Genomic DNA, 14,711 nt, shown 5'->3' with positions numbered 1-14,711 from the left:
GGCCCGGCGCCGGTGCGCGCCTTGCCTCTCGCCTCGACACCTGCCGGCCCAGGCTCAGGCGCATCTGCCGCCGCAGCTGGCTCGAATCGCTCCCAAGGCCGCTGCTCGTTCATTCGGCCTCCCAACTGGCCGGATCGCTCGGATCACCGCCGAGAAAGCGGTGGCCGTCGAGCGCGCCACCGACCTCGGGCACGTCGGTCGAGCCCTGCCCGCTGCCTCGCCGGTTTCCGCGCAGGTCGGCGAGTTGGTTTCGGGCCACGTCGAGCGCCCCCTCGGGGTACTCCCCGAACTGATCCTTCTGCAGGCCGAGAAGATCTGCGAGCATCCTGTCGTCGGCTTCGCTCTGGTAGTCGCGCGAGGCGGTGCTCCGCTGCGGCATGCGAACCGGGGAGCCATTCGCGCCCGTCACTGGCGCCGCACTGGTACCCGAGACCTGCAGCAGGTTGCCGTCGGCGTCGGTCTGGAGCGTGGGACGCGTGAGCTCCGCGCGACGCGTCTCGGCGCCTGTAGCCAGCGCGCGCTGCCGGTAGCTGTCATCGGCATTGAATGCGTCGGCTTCCATCTGGCGACGCGCGCCTGCCTCATTCGCGGCAGCTTCGCCACTTTGCCCAGCCTGGATCGAGGCGCTTTCGGCCTGCTGACCAACAGCCGACGCGGCATTCATGCTGCCGAGCTGCCCAAGAATCGCCTCGCCCGCCATTCGCCGTGCCTGCGGACTCCCCTTGTTCAGGTAGCCGCGCTGGCTGCTGTTGAATCGGCGCATCAGTTCGCCGGCGTTGCCCATTGGATTGAGGATCGACGCAGCATCACCTCGTGCCTGCAGCGTCGCGCGGCGATGCTCGCCCAGCGCGCGCTGCGCGCCGGCTGCCGCTTCGGGAGCAGTGCTCGGCGTCCCCGCAACAGGTCGTTGCAGCATGGGCCGCCGGACAACCGGCCCTCCCTCCGCAACGCTTGCACCCGGAACGGCAGCGGATGCGGCTCCGTTCTGGCGGACGTCCGGCGTTCTCGCCGTCGACGGATCGGAGCCGCTCTCACCGGCGAACTGGTAGGGCCTGGACACCATCGCGGCAGTGGGAGTGCCTCCCGATGGCCCGACGCCGGTGCCCTCCTGGCCTGACATCTCGTTCCAGGAACGCAGCCGCGACGGTGCGGCGTGGGGCCGGGGGCGTTCGGCCACCAGGGGTGCGCGGCCGCCAGCTTGGGCAATTCCCGTACCGAAGCCGCTCCCGCCCATGGACAGGCGCGGCGCCGGGCCCGCGCCACCACCAGCCCCGATTCGATCGGAACGGGAGATCGCATCCTGCAGGCCCGAGGCGGAATCACTGTAGACCCGCCCCCCCGAGGCATTTGTGCCCATGTGCACGCCGGGATACTTCAGCTGCGGAGTCTTGTCGCTGCCGGCGGCCGGCAAGGTACTGCTATCGGGAAGGTCGATCATCATGTGCTCCATGGTTGTGGTTGGAAACGTGATCGGCCTCGAGCAGGAGGGCGATACGCGCGAGACCGGCCGGCGTCACCAGGGCCTGGGGATGCAGCCGCTCCCTGCCATTGCCATGCGTCACCGGCACCATCTTGTGGACGAGGTAGCCCTCATCTATCCGGCGCTGGAAGGCCTGCCAGGCGCCGAAGTCGCAGGACCGGAACAGCCACTGCCGCTCGCTCAGAAAGGCGAAGAGCCGGCGCGGCGACAGTTCCAGCAGCTTGGCCGCCTGTGTGACGCAGACCGCGCCACGCTGCTCGGCCAGCCGGTCGAACGCAGCAGCGCGGGGCGCGCGCTGGGCCGCCTCCCTTTCGAGGCGCAGTCGTTCATCGACCTGGTGGGCGAGCAGCTGCCGCAGGATTCCGGGATCGCGCAGCGCGAGCGCAGCATCGGTCGCCGCTGTCCCGGATACCAGCGCATCGAAGCTGCGGATTACCTGCAGGTGAAACACCGCGCTGATCCACATGGCGTAGGCGTAGACCAGTTCACGCACCACGAAAGTGCCGATACGTTGCCGCTTCCGAATAGCCGGAATCCCGGCTTTTTCGATCTCGATCGCCAGCGCCTGCGTCTGGTCGAGGGCAAGCCAGTAGCCGGGCCTGTGCCTCGCTTCCCCGCCCGCCGCCTTGTGCAGGTCATTCAGGCAGAAGCGGCCGTCATCGTCCCGGCGGATGGTCGCGTTCGCAATCACCAGCGCGCTCATGCGGAGCCGCCTTCCAAGTATGCCGTAACGCCGGCTGGCGCCAGAAATCGCTGGGCATGGGACTGTGCTTCCCGTCTGTCGAGCTCACCGTTCTCGCGCTCGATTCGCGCAGATCGCGACTCGGAGCGGCATTTCCTGCCATGGCCTACCTGGATATTCGCGTTACGGATCCAGTTGCGCCAAGTAGCTGGCCAGTCGGCCTTGATGCCATCCTTGCCGGCCTTCGCGATCCAGTAGTCCCGGAAGCGTTCACCTTCCTTCCGGATGTCCAGGTCGGGACGCTCGTTCAATGCCCACTCGAAATCAGCATCGCCCGGTTGCCATTCTTGAGGCAGGCGCGAGCCCCGCGCGCGCCTATGCTCTTGCTTCTGCTTCTTATCTGTATCTGGTATCTGACATCTGCTATGGGCTGACGATCCCCCTTCATCATCCGGCGTCAGCATTTCCGCTGACGGTTGCTGACGCCCGCGGTCACGATAGCGCTGCGCCGCCTCGCGGTTCTGGACTCGTCGTGCGCCCTCGTCCCGACGATCCCGATACAGTTTGTGGTTGAGCAGGCGCCAGCCGCCCGGGATGACCTCGATACGCCGGCCCTCGTGGTCCGGCGTGCGGCTGTACGGATCCGGCCCCAGGAACGTGGCGAGGGCCGCCTCGCATTCGGCGACGGTCACGCGGGCAAGGTTCGCGAGACCGGGAACACTGGCGTGCACGCACCCGTCCGGATCACAGTCGGCCAGCATCGCGATCCAGACGCGCACGGTGGTGTGGGGCTCGCACCAGACGGTGCTTTTCGTGATGCTGGAGAACAGTTTGGTGAACGAATACGCGCTCATGCCGGCCGCTCCAGCAACCGGCCCGCACTGCGGCTCGGTCGACGCCGACGGTATAGGCGACGAGCCGCATAGGCGCGCACGCGCAGCCATGCGGCGCGTGCCGTGCTATCGTCCGTCCACCCCTGCAGCGCGCGCCCAAGCTCTGCACCGACGGCTCGACCCTGCCAGGTCGGGCCGTCGCCATGTTGGCCGGGCGGCGCGCCGGCGCGAACCGTCGCCGCGCTCACGATGCACCGCCCGCGAGATGCTTCTCGAACGCCGCGTCTGTCGCCTCACGGTCCAGCAGGGTGCAGCGCTCGCCGAGCCTCCTCGGTTGCGGCAGGACGCCTGCCTTGATCAGACGCCACAGCGTCACCGTCGACACGGAGTAGCGAAGGGCCGCTTGCCGTGGCCGCAGGTAACGCGGTTCTTCGACTTGGATTGTTTCAGCTGATTTCATGTCACCTCCGGTTGCCGCCAAGGGCAGTGGAGGGACTCTTGCGGGTCAGCTACTCAAACGGAATGCACAGCGCATGGATAACGCATGGACAGCGCTTCTGCTTTTCGGCGCTATCCACCCCCTCCGTTGCCTTCGTAGTTCACTCCCTTCAGGAGGTTTCGGACCGATCCTGGTGTCCTGTGATACTTCTCAGCGAGAGCCGCGGCGGCGGCATTCTTGCTCTCGATAGAACCGGTCCGATAGTCCTCGACGATTTTGCCCCGAACTTTCCTGTTGGCCGCGTTTCCGTTTTTCCCGCCCTCCCGTGCGATCTCCGCTCGGGTCAACTTCTTGCGCTCCGAAGATTTTCGATCAGCAGCATTCGGATGCTCAGATACGCGACCGGCTAGCTGGTGCTCGGCTGCTTCGATCCACTCGTCGAGGTAGGTGGGCAACGAATCGCCGCCTGGCATCGCCAGTTGCACATCGCCCTCTTGCCGTCCCAGCCATTCCACCATCGCTGACGCGGTGGTGGGGAAGGCCAACACCGCATCTTCCAGAAATCGGGCCTGAACAGCATCTTCCGCATCCTCGAAACCAAGCTCACACCAGCTGTGGCCGGCGTGGATCTCGACCACACGGCCCTTCTCAATCTGCCGGGCGTAACTTCCGGAATCGATATGCGCCACACCGAACGTCGTCAGCTCCTGAAAGTCGGCGTAGCTGATTTCCGCTGACGCAATTCCCCGCTGGCGCAGTCTGCCGACCAGTTCATTGGACCAGGCTGCCCCCTCAGGCGTGTCTCATGCCATCGCGCACTCTCGCGCCCCTGTAGAAGTGCCGCACCAGCGCCGCAGGGTTGCGGCGCGTTCGGCCCGTCGGCCTAGGCGCGGCGTTCGATCAGGCTGCCAGCTCGATCTTCGCCGGCTTGCCCAGCTTCGCCGCGAACGTCACCAGCATGTCGAGGCTGAACTTCTCGACCTTCCCACGCGTCAGGTCGGAAACCCGGCTCTGGCTGACGCCCAGCACCTTCGCCGCGCTCACCTGCGTCAGCCGCCGTGCCTTGATGGTCTGCTCCACCTGGGCCATCAGGTCGGCGCGCAGAGCCAGCACCTGCGCCTCGGCATCGTTGAAGCCGAGATCGGTGAACACGTTGCCGCTGGATGCCGTGATCCGGCTCTCGTCCCGAACAGTCTTGCGCATGGCGTTCTCCCTCATGGAATCAGCTTGTAACGGGCCTTGCCCTTGTCCAGGTCCTGCTTGCTGGTGCGCTGGGTCTTCTTCTGGAAGGCGTGCAGCACATACACGGCCGTCGCGCTCTCCACCACGTAGAACACCCTGAACGCACCGTCCTTCGTGCGGATGCGGATTTCCCGCACGCCCTTGCCGACATCCGGCATCGGCTTCCAGTCGCGCGGATCAACGCCCCGCTGTACCAGCCGCAGATCCGTACCGGCCTCCGCTCTCGCGTCGACAGGGAACTGGCGCAAGTCGTCCAGCGATGCACCCAGCCAGTACAGCTCCTTCATGCGAGGATTATATAAATTCTTGGATATCACGCAATACCCTCCCCGGGAAGCCGCCGGTGACGCGGCGGCGGATCGCGCCGCCCGCCTCCGAGGCCGCCACACGCGCGCCCGGGCGCGCCGGGCCGCTTGTTGTCAGTGGTTGCCGATGGCGCGATAGTCCTCGCGCCGCACGCCCCTCGATCGCGCATCGCCGAAAATCCGCTGCAGCGCCGCCTCATCAATGGCAGCACCATTCCTCAGGCGGAGCATGGCGACCTCGAGCTCTCGCCTGTCCCGCTCGTCGAGCGCCCGGTAGACGTCGACCAGATACCGCTCCATTCCGGTTAGCACCGGGGCTGCCAGGCCGTCATTCATACCCTTGGCGCTCCCGGTGTGTCCGCCGGCGCGAAGCTGAAGGACAGGCCTGCGGCGGCCCATTCGTCATTGTCCATCAGCGTGCAGTAGCACTGCTCCAGCACCGAGGACAGCCCGAGCAACGCCTGCCCGACTACGAACTCGTCGACGTCGAACTCACCGCTCTCCACGTATTCCCCGACGATCTTCAATGCCGACTGCGCTTGGCATACGCGCTGGATCGCCTCTTCCATCTGCACCGGAATTCGAGGAGCGGTGGCAGTGTCGGTCGCGGTGGTCGTTGCCAGGTCCAGATCGTCGATCATGCTGCACCCCCAGCCCGAACGGCATGAGCCCGCATTTCGTCGATCTCGCAGGCAGTGTGATCCCCCATCCGCTCGGCGTACCACTGGCCGATCTCGGCCAGCGCTTTCACCCGTTCATGGGACCAGCGGTCACGGTGCTCGCATTCCTGCCCGATCGCCCTGAACAGGTGGTCCATGTGGTGCAAGGTCTTGGCCGCCTCGCTGCCGACACCGAGAACATCTTCGGTCGCGTGCCCGAACACTGCCGTGCTCATCTCGTCGGCCGACGGCCGGCTATCTGCTTTTTCCGCGCTTCTACGTGCCATGGTGTGCACCCCAGTTCGGTGATCAAACCGCCCACGCCATCGATGCGGGTGGGCGAACGGACGGGATTGGCGGACCGGGCAAGCGCCGGCGAGCCTTGCGGCTCTCCCGTCCGCCGCCCATAGAACTGGGCTTCCGGACACGAAAAAGCCGCGGAGAACACTCGACGCGGCTTTCGCCGCTTGCTTCGGACCGCCAAGCCCGGCTGCAGGATTCACTGCAGCGGGGCCATGTTCTCGCCGCGCACGCGGCTGTGTCAACTGCTGGGGTGACGTGGCTCAGCGCCTCGGGCCAATGCGAGAGCGCGCACACGGGTGCAACACGACTTCTCCCGCCTCGCCCAGCACCCACTGCTCGTAGGCCTCAAGATCCATCAGCACTCGTCCGTCGGGCGCTTTCACGAACTCGCGGTCCTGCAGCCAGTCGCCGCGCTTGATCTTGCTGCGCGATGCCTCCTCCGAATATCCGGTCAATTCGTGGAAGCGCTTCAGCGTGACGAAGCGGACACTCATCAGGTGGACCATCCCGCCCCTTGCTGCTTCAGCCTGCCTTGCGCTTCCTGATAGGCACCACGGCGCCATCGCGCCCCTGCCGCAACAGATCGAGGTAGTCGGCCCAGGCCTGCATCATCTTGTGCCGCTCTGGCAGGTGCGCGGTGCGATTGTAGGCACGCCCGTTCGGATCCCGAACGGTGTGCGCAAGCTGATGCTCGATGTAATCCGGCCGGTAGTGCAGCACCTCGTCGAGCAGGGTCCGAGCCGATGCCCGGAACCCGTGAGCGGTGTGTGCTTCCTTGTCGTAGCCCAACCGGCGCAGGGCAGCGTTCAGGGTGTTGTTGCTCATAGGACGGCGCGAGGTGCGCGCGGATGGGAAGATGTAGAGCCCGCCGCCTGTCACCTCATGCAGTTCCTCGAGGATCGCGAGCGCCTGACGGGACAGGGGCACGATGTGGTCGTCCCGCATCTTCATCTTGGCGGCGGGGATGCACCACACACGGGCCTCAAGGTCGAACTCTGACCATTCGGCGTGCCGCAGTTCACCCGGGCGCACGAACACCAGCGGCGCAAGCTGGAGGGCGTATTTGGTGATCGCGCTGCCGTCGTAGCCATCCAGCGCGCGCAGCAAGCCCCCGAACGGTTCAGGGGCTGTAATCGCCGCGTGGTGAGTGCCGGTCGCCGGCGTCAGGGCGCCGCGCAGCGCGATCGTCGGATCAGCAGCAGCGCGGCCCGAGGCGATGGCGTAGCGGAACACCTGGCCGCAGGTCTGCAGGGTGCGGTGCGCGGTCTCGAAGGCGCCTCGGTCCTCGATGCGCCGCATCGCCTTCAGCACGTCAGGCGAGGTGATTCCCGCGATCGGCAGCCGGCCCAGCATCGGGAACACGTCGCCCTCCAGCCGGGCCAGCACCTTGGCACTGTAGTCCTCGACCAGCTTCGGGGACTTCTTGGCGAACCACTCCCGGGCGATCGTCTCGAAGCTGTTGGCGGCGCGCTCCTTGCCAGCTGCCTTCACCGCCTTCCTGTGCGCGCTGGGATCGATGCCCGCGGCGACCTGCTTCCTCGCGTCGGCGTGCTGGTCGCGCGCGGACGCGAGGCTCACATCCGGATACGTGCCGAACGAAAGCCGCTTCTCCTTGCCGAGGATGCGGTACTTGTACCGCCACCACTTGCCCCCTGCCGGGGAGACCTCGAGGTACAGGCCGCCGCCGTCGAACATGCGCTGGACTTTGCCGGTCGGCTTGGCCTTGCGAATCGCGATATCGCTCAGGGGCATCTGGGGGCACCTGCCGGGCGGAACCGGGTGTTGCCCCCTATCCTGCCCCCACGACCGCCGAAACTCAAGGATGCCTCGTGAAAGCTCCAGAAACGAAAAACCCGCGGGATTCCGCGGGTTCTGCCGTTCTGGTGATGCTTTGTGAAACCACCTGAAATCCCGTCATGGTGGCCGGGGAGGGAATCGAACCCCCGACACGGGGATTTTCAATCCCCTGCTCTACCAACTGAGCTACCCGGCCACTGCGGGACGCGCATGATACGGGGCGGCAGGGACGACGGCAACACCTTAGCGCCCCGGGCGGCGGCGTGCCGCCGCCGGGACGGGGCCGAAGGCCCGGCGCTCGCGGTAACATCCGCATTCCCTGTCCGACAGAGGTGCGCGATGAAATCCTGGAAGCTGTTGACGACCCTGGGTCTGGCCTTCCTGCTCGCGGCATGCGCGACCACGCCGCGGCGCGTTTCGGAGCCGGCCGCCAGTGTCCAGCAGCTGACCGTCGGCGCGGACGGCAGCTGGTCGGTCGACCTGCGGCTGCAGAACTACAGCAGCATCCCGATGCGCTTCGAATCCGTACAACTGAACTTCGCGGTCGGCGGCGATGCCGCCGGCACGCTGTCGCAGGCCGTCGACCTGACGATCGGTCCGGAATCGGCCGACATCGTCAGCATCGCGCTGGCGCCCGAGGCCCAGGCGCGCCTGCGCATCGCCGACACCCTGGCCGGCAACCGCGCGATCGGCTACCGCATCGACGGCACGATCCGCGCGGCGCCCAGCGACCGCGGCAATGCGCGCGACTACACCGTCCGCCGCGAAAGCTCCCTCAACCCCGTCCCCGGCCTGCCCGGCGTCATGCGCTGAACGCCGTCCCCGCTCACCGGCCGCGCCACGGCGACATGCCGGCACTGGCGCGCCGATCCACCGCCACGCGCGGCCCAACCCCGAGATCCCAGCCAACGCCATGAGCACCTATCACGCCCCGCTGACCGACATCCGCTTCGCCCTGCACGACGTGCTGCAGTTCGACCGCCTGTTCGCCGACCTCGGCTTCGAGGACGCCAACCGCGAGACCGTCGATGCCGTGCTCGACGAATGCGCGCGCCTGTGCGAGACGGTGCTCGCGCCGCTGAACCGCGTCGGCGACGAGGAAGGCGTGCATTTCGACAAGGCCACCGGCGACGTCACCACGCCCGACGGCTTCAAGTCCGCCTACCGCCAGTTCGCCGAGGGCGGCTGGAGCGGCATGAGCGCGCCGGCCGAGTTCGGCGGCATGAACATGCCGCACGCGATCGGCATCTGCCTGGAGGAGATGATCGACGCCGCCAACCTGGCCTGGAGCAACTTCCCGCTGCTGTCGCACGGCGCGGTCAACGCGCTACGCCACCACGGCGAGGACTGGCAGAAGGAAGTGTTCCTCAAGCCGCTGATCGCCGGCCGCTGGACCGGCACGATGTGCCTGACCGAACCGCACTGCGGTACCGACCTGGGCCTGCTCAAGACCCGCGCCGAACCGGCGGAGGACGGCACCTACGCGATCACCGGCACCAAGATCTTCATCACCGCCGGCGAGCACGACCTGACCGACAACATCATCCACCTGGTGCTGGCGCGGCTGCCGGATGCACCGGCCGGCAGCAAGGGCATCTCGCTGTTCATCGTGCCCAAGGTCAAGGTCGACCGCGACGGCAACGTCGGCGCGCGCAACGCGCTGCGCTGCGGCGCGGTCGAGCACAAGATGGGCATCCACGGCTCGGCCACCTGCGTGATGAACTTCGACGGTGCGCAGGGCTACCTGATCGGCCAGCCGCACAAGGGCCTGATGGCGATGTTCACCATGATGAACACCGCACGCCTCGGCGTCGGCGTGCAGGGCCTGGGCCTCGCCACGCGTGCCTACGAGAACGCGCTGCGCTATGCCCGCGAGCGCCTGCAGTCGCGCGCGCTGTCCGGACCGAAGTATCCGGGCAAGCCGGCCGACCCGATCATCGTGCAGCCCGACGTGCGCCGCATGCTGCTGACCTGCAAGGCGCTGACCGAGGGCGGCCGCCTGCTGGCCTACCACGCCGGCTCGCTGGTCGACAGCGCGGAACTGGCCGGCGACGCGGCCGCGCGCAAGCAGGCCGACGATCTGCTGGGTTTTCTGACCCCGATCGTCAAGGGCTGCCTGACCGAATGGGGCAACGAGTGCACCTATCACGCGCTGCAGTGCTTCGGCGGCCACGGCTACATCGCCGAACACGGCATGGAGCAGCTGGCGCGCGATGCGCGCATCACCACGCTGTACGAAGGCACCACCGGCATCCAGGCGCTGGACCTGATGGGGCGCAAGACCCTGCAACTGCAGGGCGCGGGCCTGCGCGTGTTCCTGGGCATGATCGAGCAGTTCTGCGCGCAACATGCGGACAATGCCGACCTGGCCGAGTTCATCGGCCCGCTGCGCGAGAAGGCCGACCAGTGGCAGCAATTGACCCGCACCATCGCCGGGCGCGCCGCGGTCGACCCGGAGGAAATCGGCGCGGCGGCATACGACTACCTGTTCTACTCCGGCTACGTGGCGCTGGCCTACTGGTGGGCGCGCAGCGTCGCGGTCGCCGACGCGTCGGAGCGGCCGGAGCTGTTCAAGGCCGGCAAGCGCGAGACCGCGCGCTTCTACTTCACCCGCATCCTGCCACGCACGCTGACCCACGCCGCGGCCATCGAGAGCGGTCCGGCACCGCTGCTGTCGATCGCCGACGAGGCGCTGGACAGCTGAGGCGCCGCGGCCGCACCACCCCGCGGCAGGCCGCGGGGTTCCGGCCGGGCCGCAGAACCGGGCGCGATACCGTTCCACCTCAACCGCCCCGGCGCGGCATATCGCGACCGGGGACCGCGCCTGCGCGGCTGCGCGATTGCCGGCGACCCATCCAAACTGTCATCGATTGGGTATATGCTCGGTCGCAATGGAGGCAGACAGCGCGATCACACGCCTGATCCCCACCGGCGCCGCAAACGCGCCGGCATCCGAAGTCTCCCCCGATGTTTTCCCGTCCAGCGCGCGCGACCTGCGCCGCGACGGCGTGCGTCTGCTCGCACTGGATGCGCACGGCCGCGCGTTGAACTGGATCAGCTGGCAGGACGCCGCCTGCCTGTACGCGCGCGGCGCGGTGGCGTGGACGCTCGGCGAGCCCTGCATCGAACTGCGCGGCGGCACCTGCCGCGAGAGCGGCGCCCGCAGCCGCATGCACCTGCACCCGATCATCGCCGGCCGCAGCCACGTGCGGCCCAGTGCCTGCGACCCGACGCCGGCGCTGACCAATGCCGCGCTGTTCGCCCGCGACCGCCATCTGTGCCTGTATTGCGGACGCGGCTTCAGCCGCCAGCTGCTGACGCGCGACCATGTCGAGCCCTTGTCGAAGGGCGGCCTGGACATCTGGGAGAACGTGGTTGCGGCCTGTTTCCAGTGCAATTCACGCAAGGGCGGACGCACGCCGCAGCAGGCGTCGATGCCATTGCTGGCGGTGCCGTTCCGGCCCAGTTGGGTCGAGCACCTGATCCTGAGCAACCGCAACATTCTCGCCGACCAGATGGCATTCCTCAGCAACCACCTGCCCAAGCGCAACCCGCGCACCCTCGCCTGACCCCACACGGAGACGCCGGTGCCGGACCGGGACGGCGTGCCCGCACGCTCCGGGCACCGCGGCAGGCGCGTACGTGTCCCGCGTCATGCACATTCCGGCCGGGGCTCGCTACACTTCGGAAATTGTGTCTGCCGGTACGCCCGCATGTCCCTGACGATCAGCATGAGCGGAATGGATACCGCGACCGAAACCGCGCTGCGCGCGGCCTTCGCCGCCGCCAATTCCCGCATCGGCGATCGCTATGAACTGGCGCCGGAAACGCAGTCCGGGCACGTGATCGTCGACATGGACAGCATGTACGGACCGATGAGCTGGCTGCGGCTGCATGCAGCGGGCAAGTCCGTCGTCGGGCTGACGTCGGCGCCGCGGGTGCAGACCCATTACCGCCTCGGCCGCCCGTTCGACGAGCAGTCGATGCTGGCGCTGCTGCGCGAGATCGCCGAGGCCCAGGGCATTCCGCTCGATGCCGAAGTCGCAGCACCAGCGCCGGCGATACCGCCAGCCGAGGTGCCATTGATCGAGCCGGATCTCCCCGCGGTGGACGCGTCCATCCCGGGCCCGGCCGCCGATGCAACCGGCGCGGTGGACATTGCCGAAGCCGCCGCGCCGCCCCCCGCGCCACCTGCGCCGGCGGACGTCGAGGACCTGTCCGGAGCCGACGACGCGGCGAAAACCGAGGGCACGATTGTCGTCACCCCGGCACCCGCGCCGGCGCCCGTACCCGCCGCCACCGCCAGCCTGACCGATACCGCCGCGCTGCTGAAGACGGTGCACACCGCCTCCGACGCCAGCGCCAACGAGGACGCCGCCGACACCGGCCCGGCGCCGGCAAGCGAACGCAGGTTCGCCGACTGGCTGGCACCCGGCGCGTTGCGCGGTCGCCTGCGCTATCGCCATGATGCCGGCCCGACGCTGTGGATCGATGCCGATGCGCGCGAATACGTCGGCCCGTCGACGCTGAAGCCCGTGGGCCGCTACTTCGACGGCGTGGTCGGGCACGAAGCCTTCGAGCCCGTCGACGACGCCACCTGGGCCAAGGAAACCGCGGACGCGGGTGTCCAGCCGCTGAGCCGCCTGCAATGGCTCGGCGGCCTGCTGGCCGGCGACGGCAGCCTGGCCGAAGGTTTCGATCCGGACGGCCGCTTCGTGCTGGGCAAGTGGCCGCAGACCGAACGCGAGTATCCGCGCCACTTCCGTATCGCCACCGCGATGATGAAGGGCCCGGCCACGCTCGCGGAAATCGCCGCGGCCTGCGGCCTGCCGGCCGAGGAAGTAGTCAGGTTCGTGAACGCCAACCTGGCCACCGGCTATGCCCAGCAGGTCGCGGACACGCCCGCGGAACCCGAGGAACCGCAGAAAGCCACGGGTTTCTTCTCGCGCCTGCGCCGTCGCTGAGCCGCCACCGCTTGATGACACTGCGATGACGCCAGCCCGGGCGCCAAGCCTTACAATTGGCGGATGATCGATTCCTCGCGCTATCCGCGCCTCGCGCGCATCGACGCGCCGTCCGACCTGCGCCAGTTCGAGGAGTCCGAACTGCCCGCGATCGCCGACGAACTGCGCGCCTACCTCATCGAATCCGTCGGCAGGAGCGGTGGCCATTTCGGCGCCGGGCTGGGCGTCATCGAACTGACCACCGCCCTGCACTACCTCTACGACACCCCCGACGACCGCATCGTCTGGGACGTCGGCCACCAGACCTATCCGCACAAGATCCTGACCGGACGCCGCGATCGCATCCACACGGTCAAGCAGTCGGGCGGCGTGGCGCCGTTCCCCAAGCGCGAGGAGTCCGGGTACGACACCTTCGGCGTCGGCCATTCCAGCACGTCGATCTCGGCCGCGCTGGGCATGGCGGTCGCCAACGCGCGCGCCGGCAACGACCGCCGCGTGGTCGCGGTGATCGGCGACGGCGCGATGACCGCGGGCATGGCCTTCGAAGCCCTGAACCACGCCGGCGGCATGGACACCGACCCCGACCTGCTGGTGATCCTCAACGACAACCGCATGTCGATCAGCGAGGCCGTCGGCGGCCTGACCCGGATGCTGGGGCGCATGACCGGCAGCCAGACCCTCAACGCGCTGCGCGAGGGCGGCAAGAAACTGCTCGGCGACAAGAACAAGCCGCCGGCGCGCTTCGTCAAGCGCTGGGAGGAACACTGGAAGGGCATGTTCGTGCCGTCCACGCTGTTCGAGGAAATGGGCTTCCACTACACCGGTCCGATCGACGGCCACGACCTGCCGGCGCTGCTGGGCGCGATGAAGACGCTCAAGGGCCTCAAGGGGCCGCAGCTGCTGCACGTCATCACCACCAAGGGCAAGGGCTACGAACTGGCCGAGGGCGACCAGATCGGCTACCACGCGGTCTCGCCGTTCGACCCGACCAAGGGGGTGGTGGCGAAGGGCGGCGCGAAAAAGCCGACCTACACCGACGTCTTCAGCGACTGGCTGTGCGACATGGCCGCCGCCGACGACCGCCTGCTCGGCATCACCCCGGCGATGCGCGAAGGCTCGGGCCTGGTGCGCTTCAGCCGGGAATACCCGGACCGCTATTTCGACACCGCGATCGCCGAGCAGCACGCGGTGACGCTGGCCGCGGGCATGGCCTGCGAGGGCGCCAAGCCGGTCGTGGCGATCTATTCGACGTTCCTGCAGCGCGGCTACGACCAGCTGGTGCACGACGTGGCCCTGCAGGACCTCGACGTGCTGTTCGCGATCGACCGCGGCGGCGTGGTCGGCCCCGATGGCGCGACCCATGCCGGCAACCTCGACCTCAGCTTCCTGCGCTGCGTACCGAACATGGTGGTCATGGCGCCGGCCGACGAGAACGAATGCCGGCAGCTGCTCAGCACCGGTTTCCTGCATCAGGGCCCGGCCGCGGTGCGCTACCCGCGCGGCACCGGTCCCGGCGTCCCGCTGCAGGCCGGCCTCGAACCGCTGCCGATCGGCAAGGCCGAACTGCGCCGGCGTGGCCAGCGCATCGCGCTGCTGGCCTTCGGCGCACTGGTGCCGGCGGCCGAACAGGTCGCCACGGAACTCGGGCTGACGCTCGTCAACATGCGCTTCGTCAAGCCGCTCGACCGCGACCTGCTGCTGGAACTGGCGACGACCCACGACGGCTTCGTCACCCTCGAGGACAATGTCGTCGCCGGCGGCGCCGGCTCCGGTGTCGCCGAGCTGCTGAGCGCGGAAGCCATCACGATGCCGATGCTGCATCTGGGCCTGCCGGATGCGTTCCAGCACCACGCCAGCCGCGAGGAACTGCTGGCCGAGGCCGGCCTCGACCCCGCCGGCATCCGCGCCGCACTGCTGGCGCGCTGGCCGGATCTCGCGGCAGCGCCACAGGCCGTGCGCAGCGTCGCGGGATGATGGTAATGCGATGGGCTCGGCTCTACGGGATGG

Annotated in this window: 17 protein-coding genes and 1 tRNA gene; 5 read left to right on the top strand and 13 right to left on the bottom strand. The window is 68.1% G+C overall.

Annotation, left to right across the window (positions count from 1 at the left end; genetic code table 11):
• Positions 1–109: 109 nt before the first annotated feature.
• The 13 genes from LDO26_RS14495 to LDO26_RS14435 form a co-directional block, all read right to left on the bottom strand.
• Entirely contained in the window at positions 110–1,438 is a 1,329-nt protein-coding gene (locus LDO26_RS14495) for a hypothetical protein (RefSeq protein ID WP_232131807.1), read from the bottom strand.
• Positions 1,419–2,183, bottom strand: a complete 765-nt coding sequence (locus LDO26_RS14490; RefSeq protein WP_232131806.1) for a phage antirepressor KilAC domain-containing protein — start codon at positions 2,181–2,183, stop codon at positions 1,419–1,421. The genes LDO26_RS14495 and LDO26_RS14490 overlap by 20 nt, the downstream gene beginning before the upstream one ends.
• Positions 2,180–3,016, bottom strand: coding sequence for a hypothetical protein (locus LDO26_RS14485; protein ID WP_232131805.1), 837 nt, complete (start codon positions 3,014–3,016; stop codon positions 2,180–2,182). The genes LDO26_RS14490 and LDO26_RS14485 overlap by 4 nt, the downstream gene beginning before the upstream one ends.
• Positions 3,017–3,239: 223 nt before the next feature.
• Positions 3,240–3,455: a helix-turn-helix transcriptional regulator gene (locus LDO26_RS14480; RefSeq protein WP_232131804.1), complete on the bottom strand. Its 216-nt coding sequence runs from the start codon at positions 3,453–3,455 to the stop codon at positions 3,240–3,242.
• Positions 3,456–3,565: 110 nt separating this feature from the next.
• Positions 3,566–4,123, bottom strand: coding sequence for a hypothetical protein (locus LDO26_RS14475; RefSeq protein ID WP_232131803.1), 558 nt, complete (start codon positions 4,121–4,123; stop codon positions 3,566–3,568).
• Between the two features lie 211 nt (positions 4,124–4,334).
• Entirely contained in the window at positions 4,335–4,637 is a 303-nt protein-coding gene (locus LDO26_RS14470; RefSeq protein ID WP_232131802.1) for a helix-turn-helix domain-containing protein, read from the bottom strand.
• A gap of 11 nt (positions 4,638–4,648) precedes the next feature.
• Complete coding sequence (locus tag LDO26_RS14465; RefSeq protein WP_232131801.1) at positions 4,649–4,963, bottom strand: type II toxin-antitoxin system RelE/ParE family toxin; 315 nt, start codon at positions 4,961–4,963, stop codon at positions 4,649–4,651.
• A 132-nt stretch (positions 4,964–5,095) separates the two neighbouring features.
• Positions 5,096–5,317 (bottom strand): hypothetical protein, encoded by a 222-nt coding sequence (locus LDO26_RS14460; protein ID WP_232131800.1) that lies wholly within the window; start codon positions 5,315–5,317, stop codon positions 5,096–5,098.
• Positions 5,314–5,622 carry a hypothetical protein gene (locus LDO26_RS14455; protein ID WP_232131799.1) on the bottom strand — a complete coding sequence of 103 codons (309 nt, stop codon included), beginning with the start codon at positions 5,620–5,622 and terminating at the stop codon, positions 5,314–5,316. The genes LDO26_RS14460 and LDO26_RS14455 overlap by 4 nt, the downstream gene beginning before the upstream one ends.
• Entirely contained in the window at positions 5,619–5,927 is a 309-nt protein-coding gene (locus tag LDO26_RS14450; protein WP_232131798.1) for a hypothetical protein, read from the bottom strand. The genes LDO26_RS14455 and LDO26_RS14450 overlap by 4 nt, the downstream gene beginning before the upstream one ends.
• 276 nt (positions 5,928–6,203) lie before the next feature.
• A complete protein-coding gene (locus tag LDO26_RS14445) occupies positions 6,204–6,437 on the bottom strand; it encodes an excisionase (RefSeq protein ID WP_232131797.1) in 234 nt (77 codons plus the stop codon).
• Between the two features lie 28 nt (positions 6,438–6,465).
• A complete protein-coding gene (locus LDO26_RS14440; protein ID WP_232131796.1) occupies positions 6,466–7,695 on the bottom strand; it encodes a tyrosine-type recombinase/integrase in 1,230 nt (409 codons plus the stop codon).
• A gap of 165 nt (positions 7,696–7,860) precedes the next feature.
• Positions 7,861–7,936, bottom strand: a tRNA-Phe gene (locus LDO26_RS14435).
• A 143-nt stretch (positions 7,937–8,079) separates the two neighbouring features.
• On the opposite strand from LDO26_RS14435, the gene LDO26_RS14430 reads away from it, so the two are divergent.
• The 5 genes from LDO26_RS14430 (at position 8,080) to dxs (ending at position 14,678) form a co-directional block, all read left to right on the top strand.
• Positions 8,080–8,553: an LEA/WHy family protein gene (locus LDO26_RS14430; RefSeq protein ID WP_232131795.1), complete on the top strand. Its 474-nt coding sequence runs from the start codon at positions 8,080–8,082 to the stop codon at positions 8,551–8,553.
• A gap of 100 nt (positions 8,554–8,653) precedes the next feature.
• Positions 8,654–10,444: an acyl-CoA dehydrogenase C-terminal domain-containing protein gene (locus LDO26_RS14425; protein WP_232131794.1), complete on the top strand. Its 1,791-nt coding sequence runs from the start codon at positions 8,654–8,656 to the stop codon at positions 10,442–10,444.
• Between the two features lie 187 nt (positions 10,445–10,631).
• Complete coding sequence (locus LDO26_RS14420; protein ID WP_232131793.1) at positions 10,632–11,309, top strand: HNH endonuclease; 678 nt, start codon at positions 10,632–10,634, stop codon at positions 11,307–11,309.
• 144 nt (positions 11,310–11,453) lie between these two features.
• Entirely contained in the window at positions 11,454–12,704 is a 1,251-nt protein-coding gene (locus tag LDO26_RS14415) for a hypothetical protein (protein WP_232131792.1), read from the top strand.
• Positions 12,705–12,767: 63 nt separating this feature from the next.
• Positions 12,768–14,678 (top strand): 1-deoxy-D-xylulose-5-phosphate synthase, encoded by a 1,911-nt coding sequence (gene dxs / locus LDO26_RS14410; RefSeq protein ID WP_232131791.1) that lies wholly within the window; start codon positions 12,768–12,770, stop codon positions 14,676–14,678.
• Positions 14,679–14,711 lie beyond the last annotated feature (33 nt).

The organism is Proluteimonas luteida (genome assembly GCF_021191695.1).
Classification (GTDB): Bacteria; Pseudomonadota; Gammaproteobacteria; order Xanthomonadales; family Xanthomonadaceae; genus Luteimonas; species Luteimonas luteida.
The sequence above is the reverse complement of the archived record's forward strand: the minus strand, read 5'-3'. Positions and strand labels throughout refer to the sequence as shown.

Coding starts and splice junctions, on each gene's coding strand:
- LDO26_RS14465 (WP_232131801.1), bottom strand. CDS start 4,963: ATGAAGGAGCTGTACTGGCTGGGTGCATCGCTGGACGACTTGCGCCAG.
- LDO26_RS14470 (WP_232131802.1), bottom strand. CDS start 4,637: ATGCGCAAGACTGTTCGGGACGAGAGCCGGATCACGGCATCCAGCGGC.
- LDO26_RS14420 (WP_232131793.1), top strand. CDS start 10,632: ATGGAGGCAGACAGCGCGATCACACGCCTGATCCCCACCGGCGCCGCA.
- LDO26_RS14450 (WP_232131798.1), bottom strand. CDS start 5,927: ATGGCACGTAGAAGCGCGGAAAAAGCAGATAGCCGGCCGTCGGCCGAC.
- LDO26_RS14480 (WP_232131804.1), bottom strand. CDS start 3,455: ATGAAATCAGCTGAAACAATCCAAGTCGAAGAACCGCGTTACCTGCGG.
- LDO26_RS14485 (WP_232131805.1), bottom strand. CDS start 3,016: ATGAGCGCGTATTCGTTCACCAAACTGTTCTCCAGCATCACGAAAAGC.
- LDO26_RS14425 (WP_232131794.1), top strand. CDS start 8,654: ATGAGCACCTATCACGCCCCGCTGACCGACATCCGCTTCGCCCTGCAC.
- LDO26_RS14490 (WP_232131806.1), bottom strand. CDS start 2,183: ATGAGCGCGCTGGTGATTGCGAACGCGACCATCCGCCGGGACGATGAC.
- dxs (WP_232131791.1), top strand. CDS start 12,768: ATGATCGATTCCTCGCGCTATCCGCGCCTCGCGCGCATCGACGCGCCG.
- LDO26_RS14430 (WP_232131795.1), top strand. CDS start 8,080: ATGAAATCCTGGAAGCTGTTGACGACCCTGGGTCTGGCCTTCCTGCTC.
- LDO26_RS14495 (WP_232131807.1), bottom strand. CDS start 1,438: ATGATCGACCTTCCCGATAGCAGTACCTTGCCGGCCGCCGGCAGCGAC.
- LDO26_RS14415 (WP_232131792.1), top strand. CDS start 11,454: ATGTCCCTGACGATCAGCATGAGCGGAATGGATACCGCGACCGAAACC.
- LDO26_RS14440 (WP_232131796.1), bottom strand. CDS start 7,695: ATGCCCCTGAGCGATATCGCGATTCGCAAGGCCAAGCCGACCGGCAAA.
- LDO26_RS14445 (WP_232131797.1), bottom strand. CDS start 6,437: ATGAGTGTCCGCTTCGTCACGCTGAAGCGCTTCCACGAATTGACCGGA.
- LDO26_RS14460 (WP_232131800.1), bottom strand. CDS start 5,317: ATGAATGACGGCCTGGCAGCCCCGGTGCTAACCGGAATGGAGCGGTAT.
- LDO26_RS14455 (WP_232131799.1), bottom strand. CDS start 5,622: ATGATCGACGATCTGGACCTGGCAACGACCACCGCGACCGACACTGCC.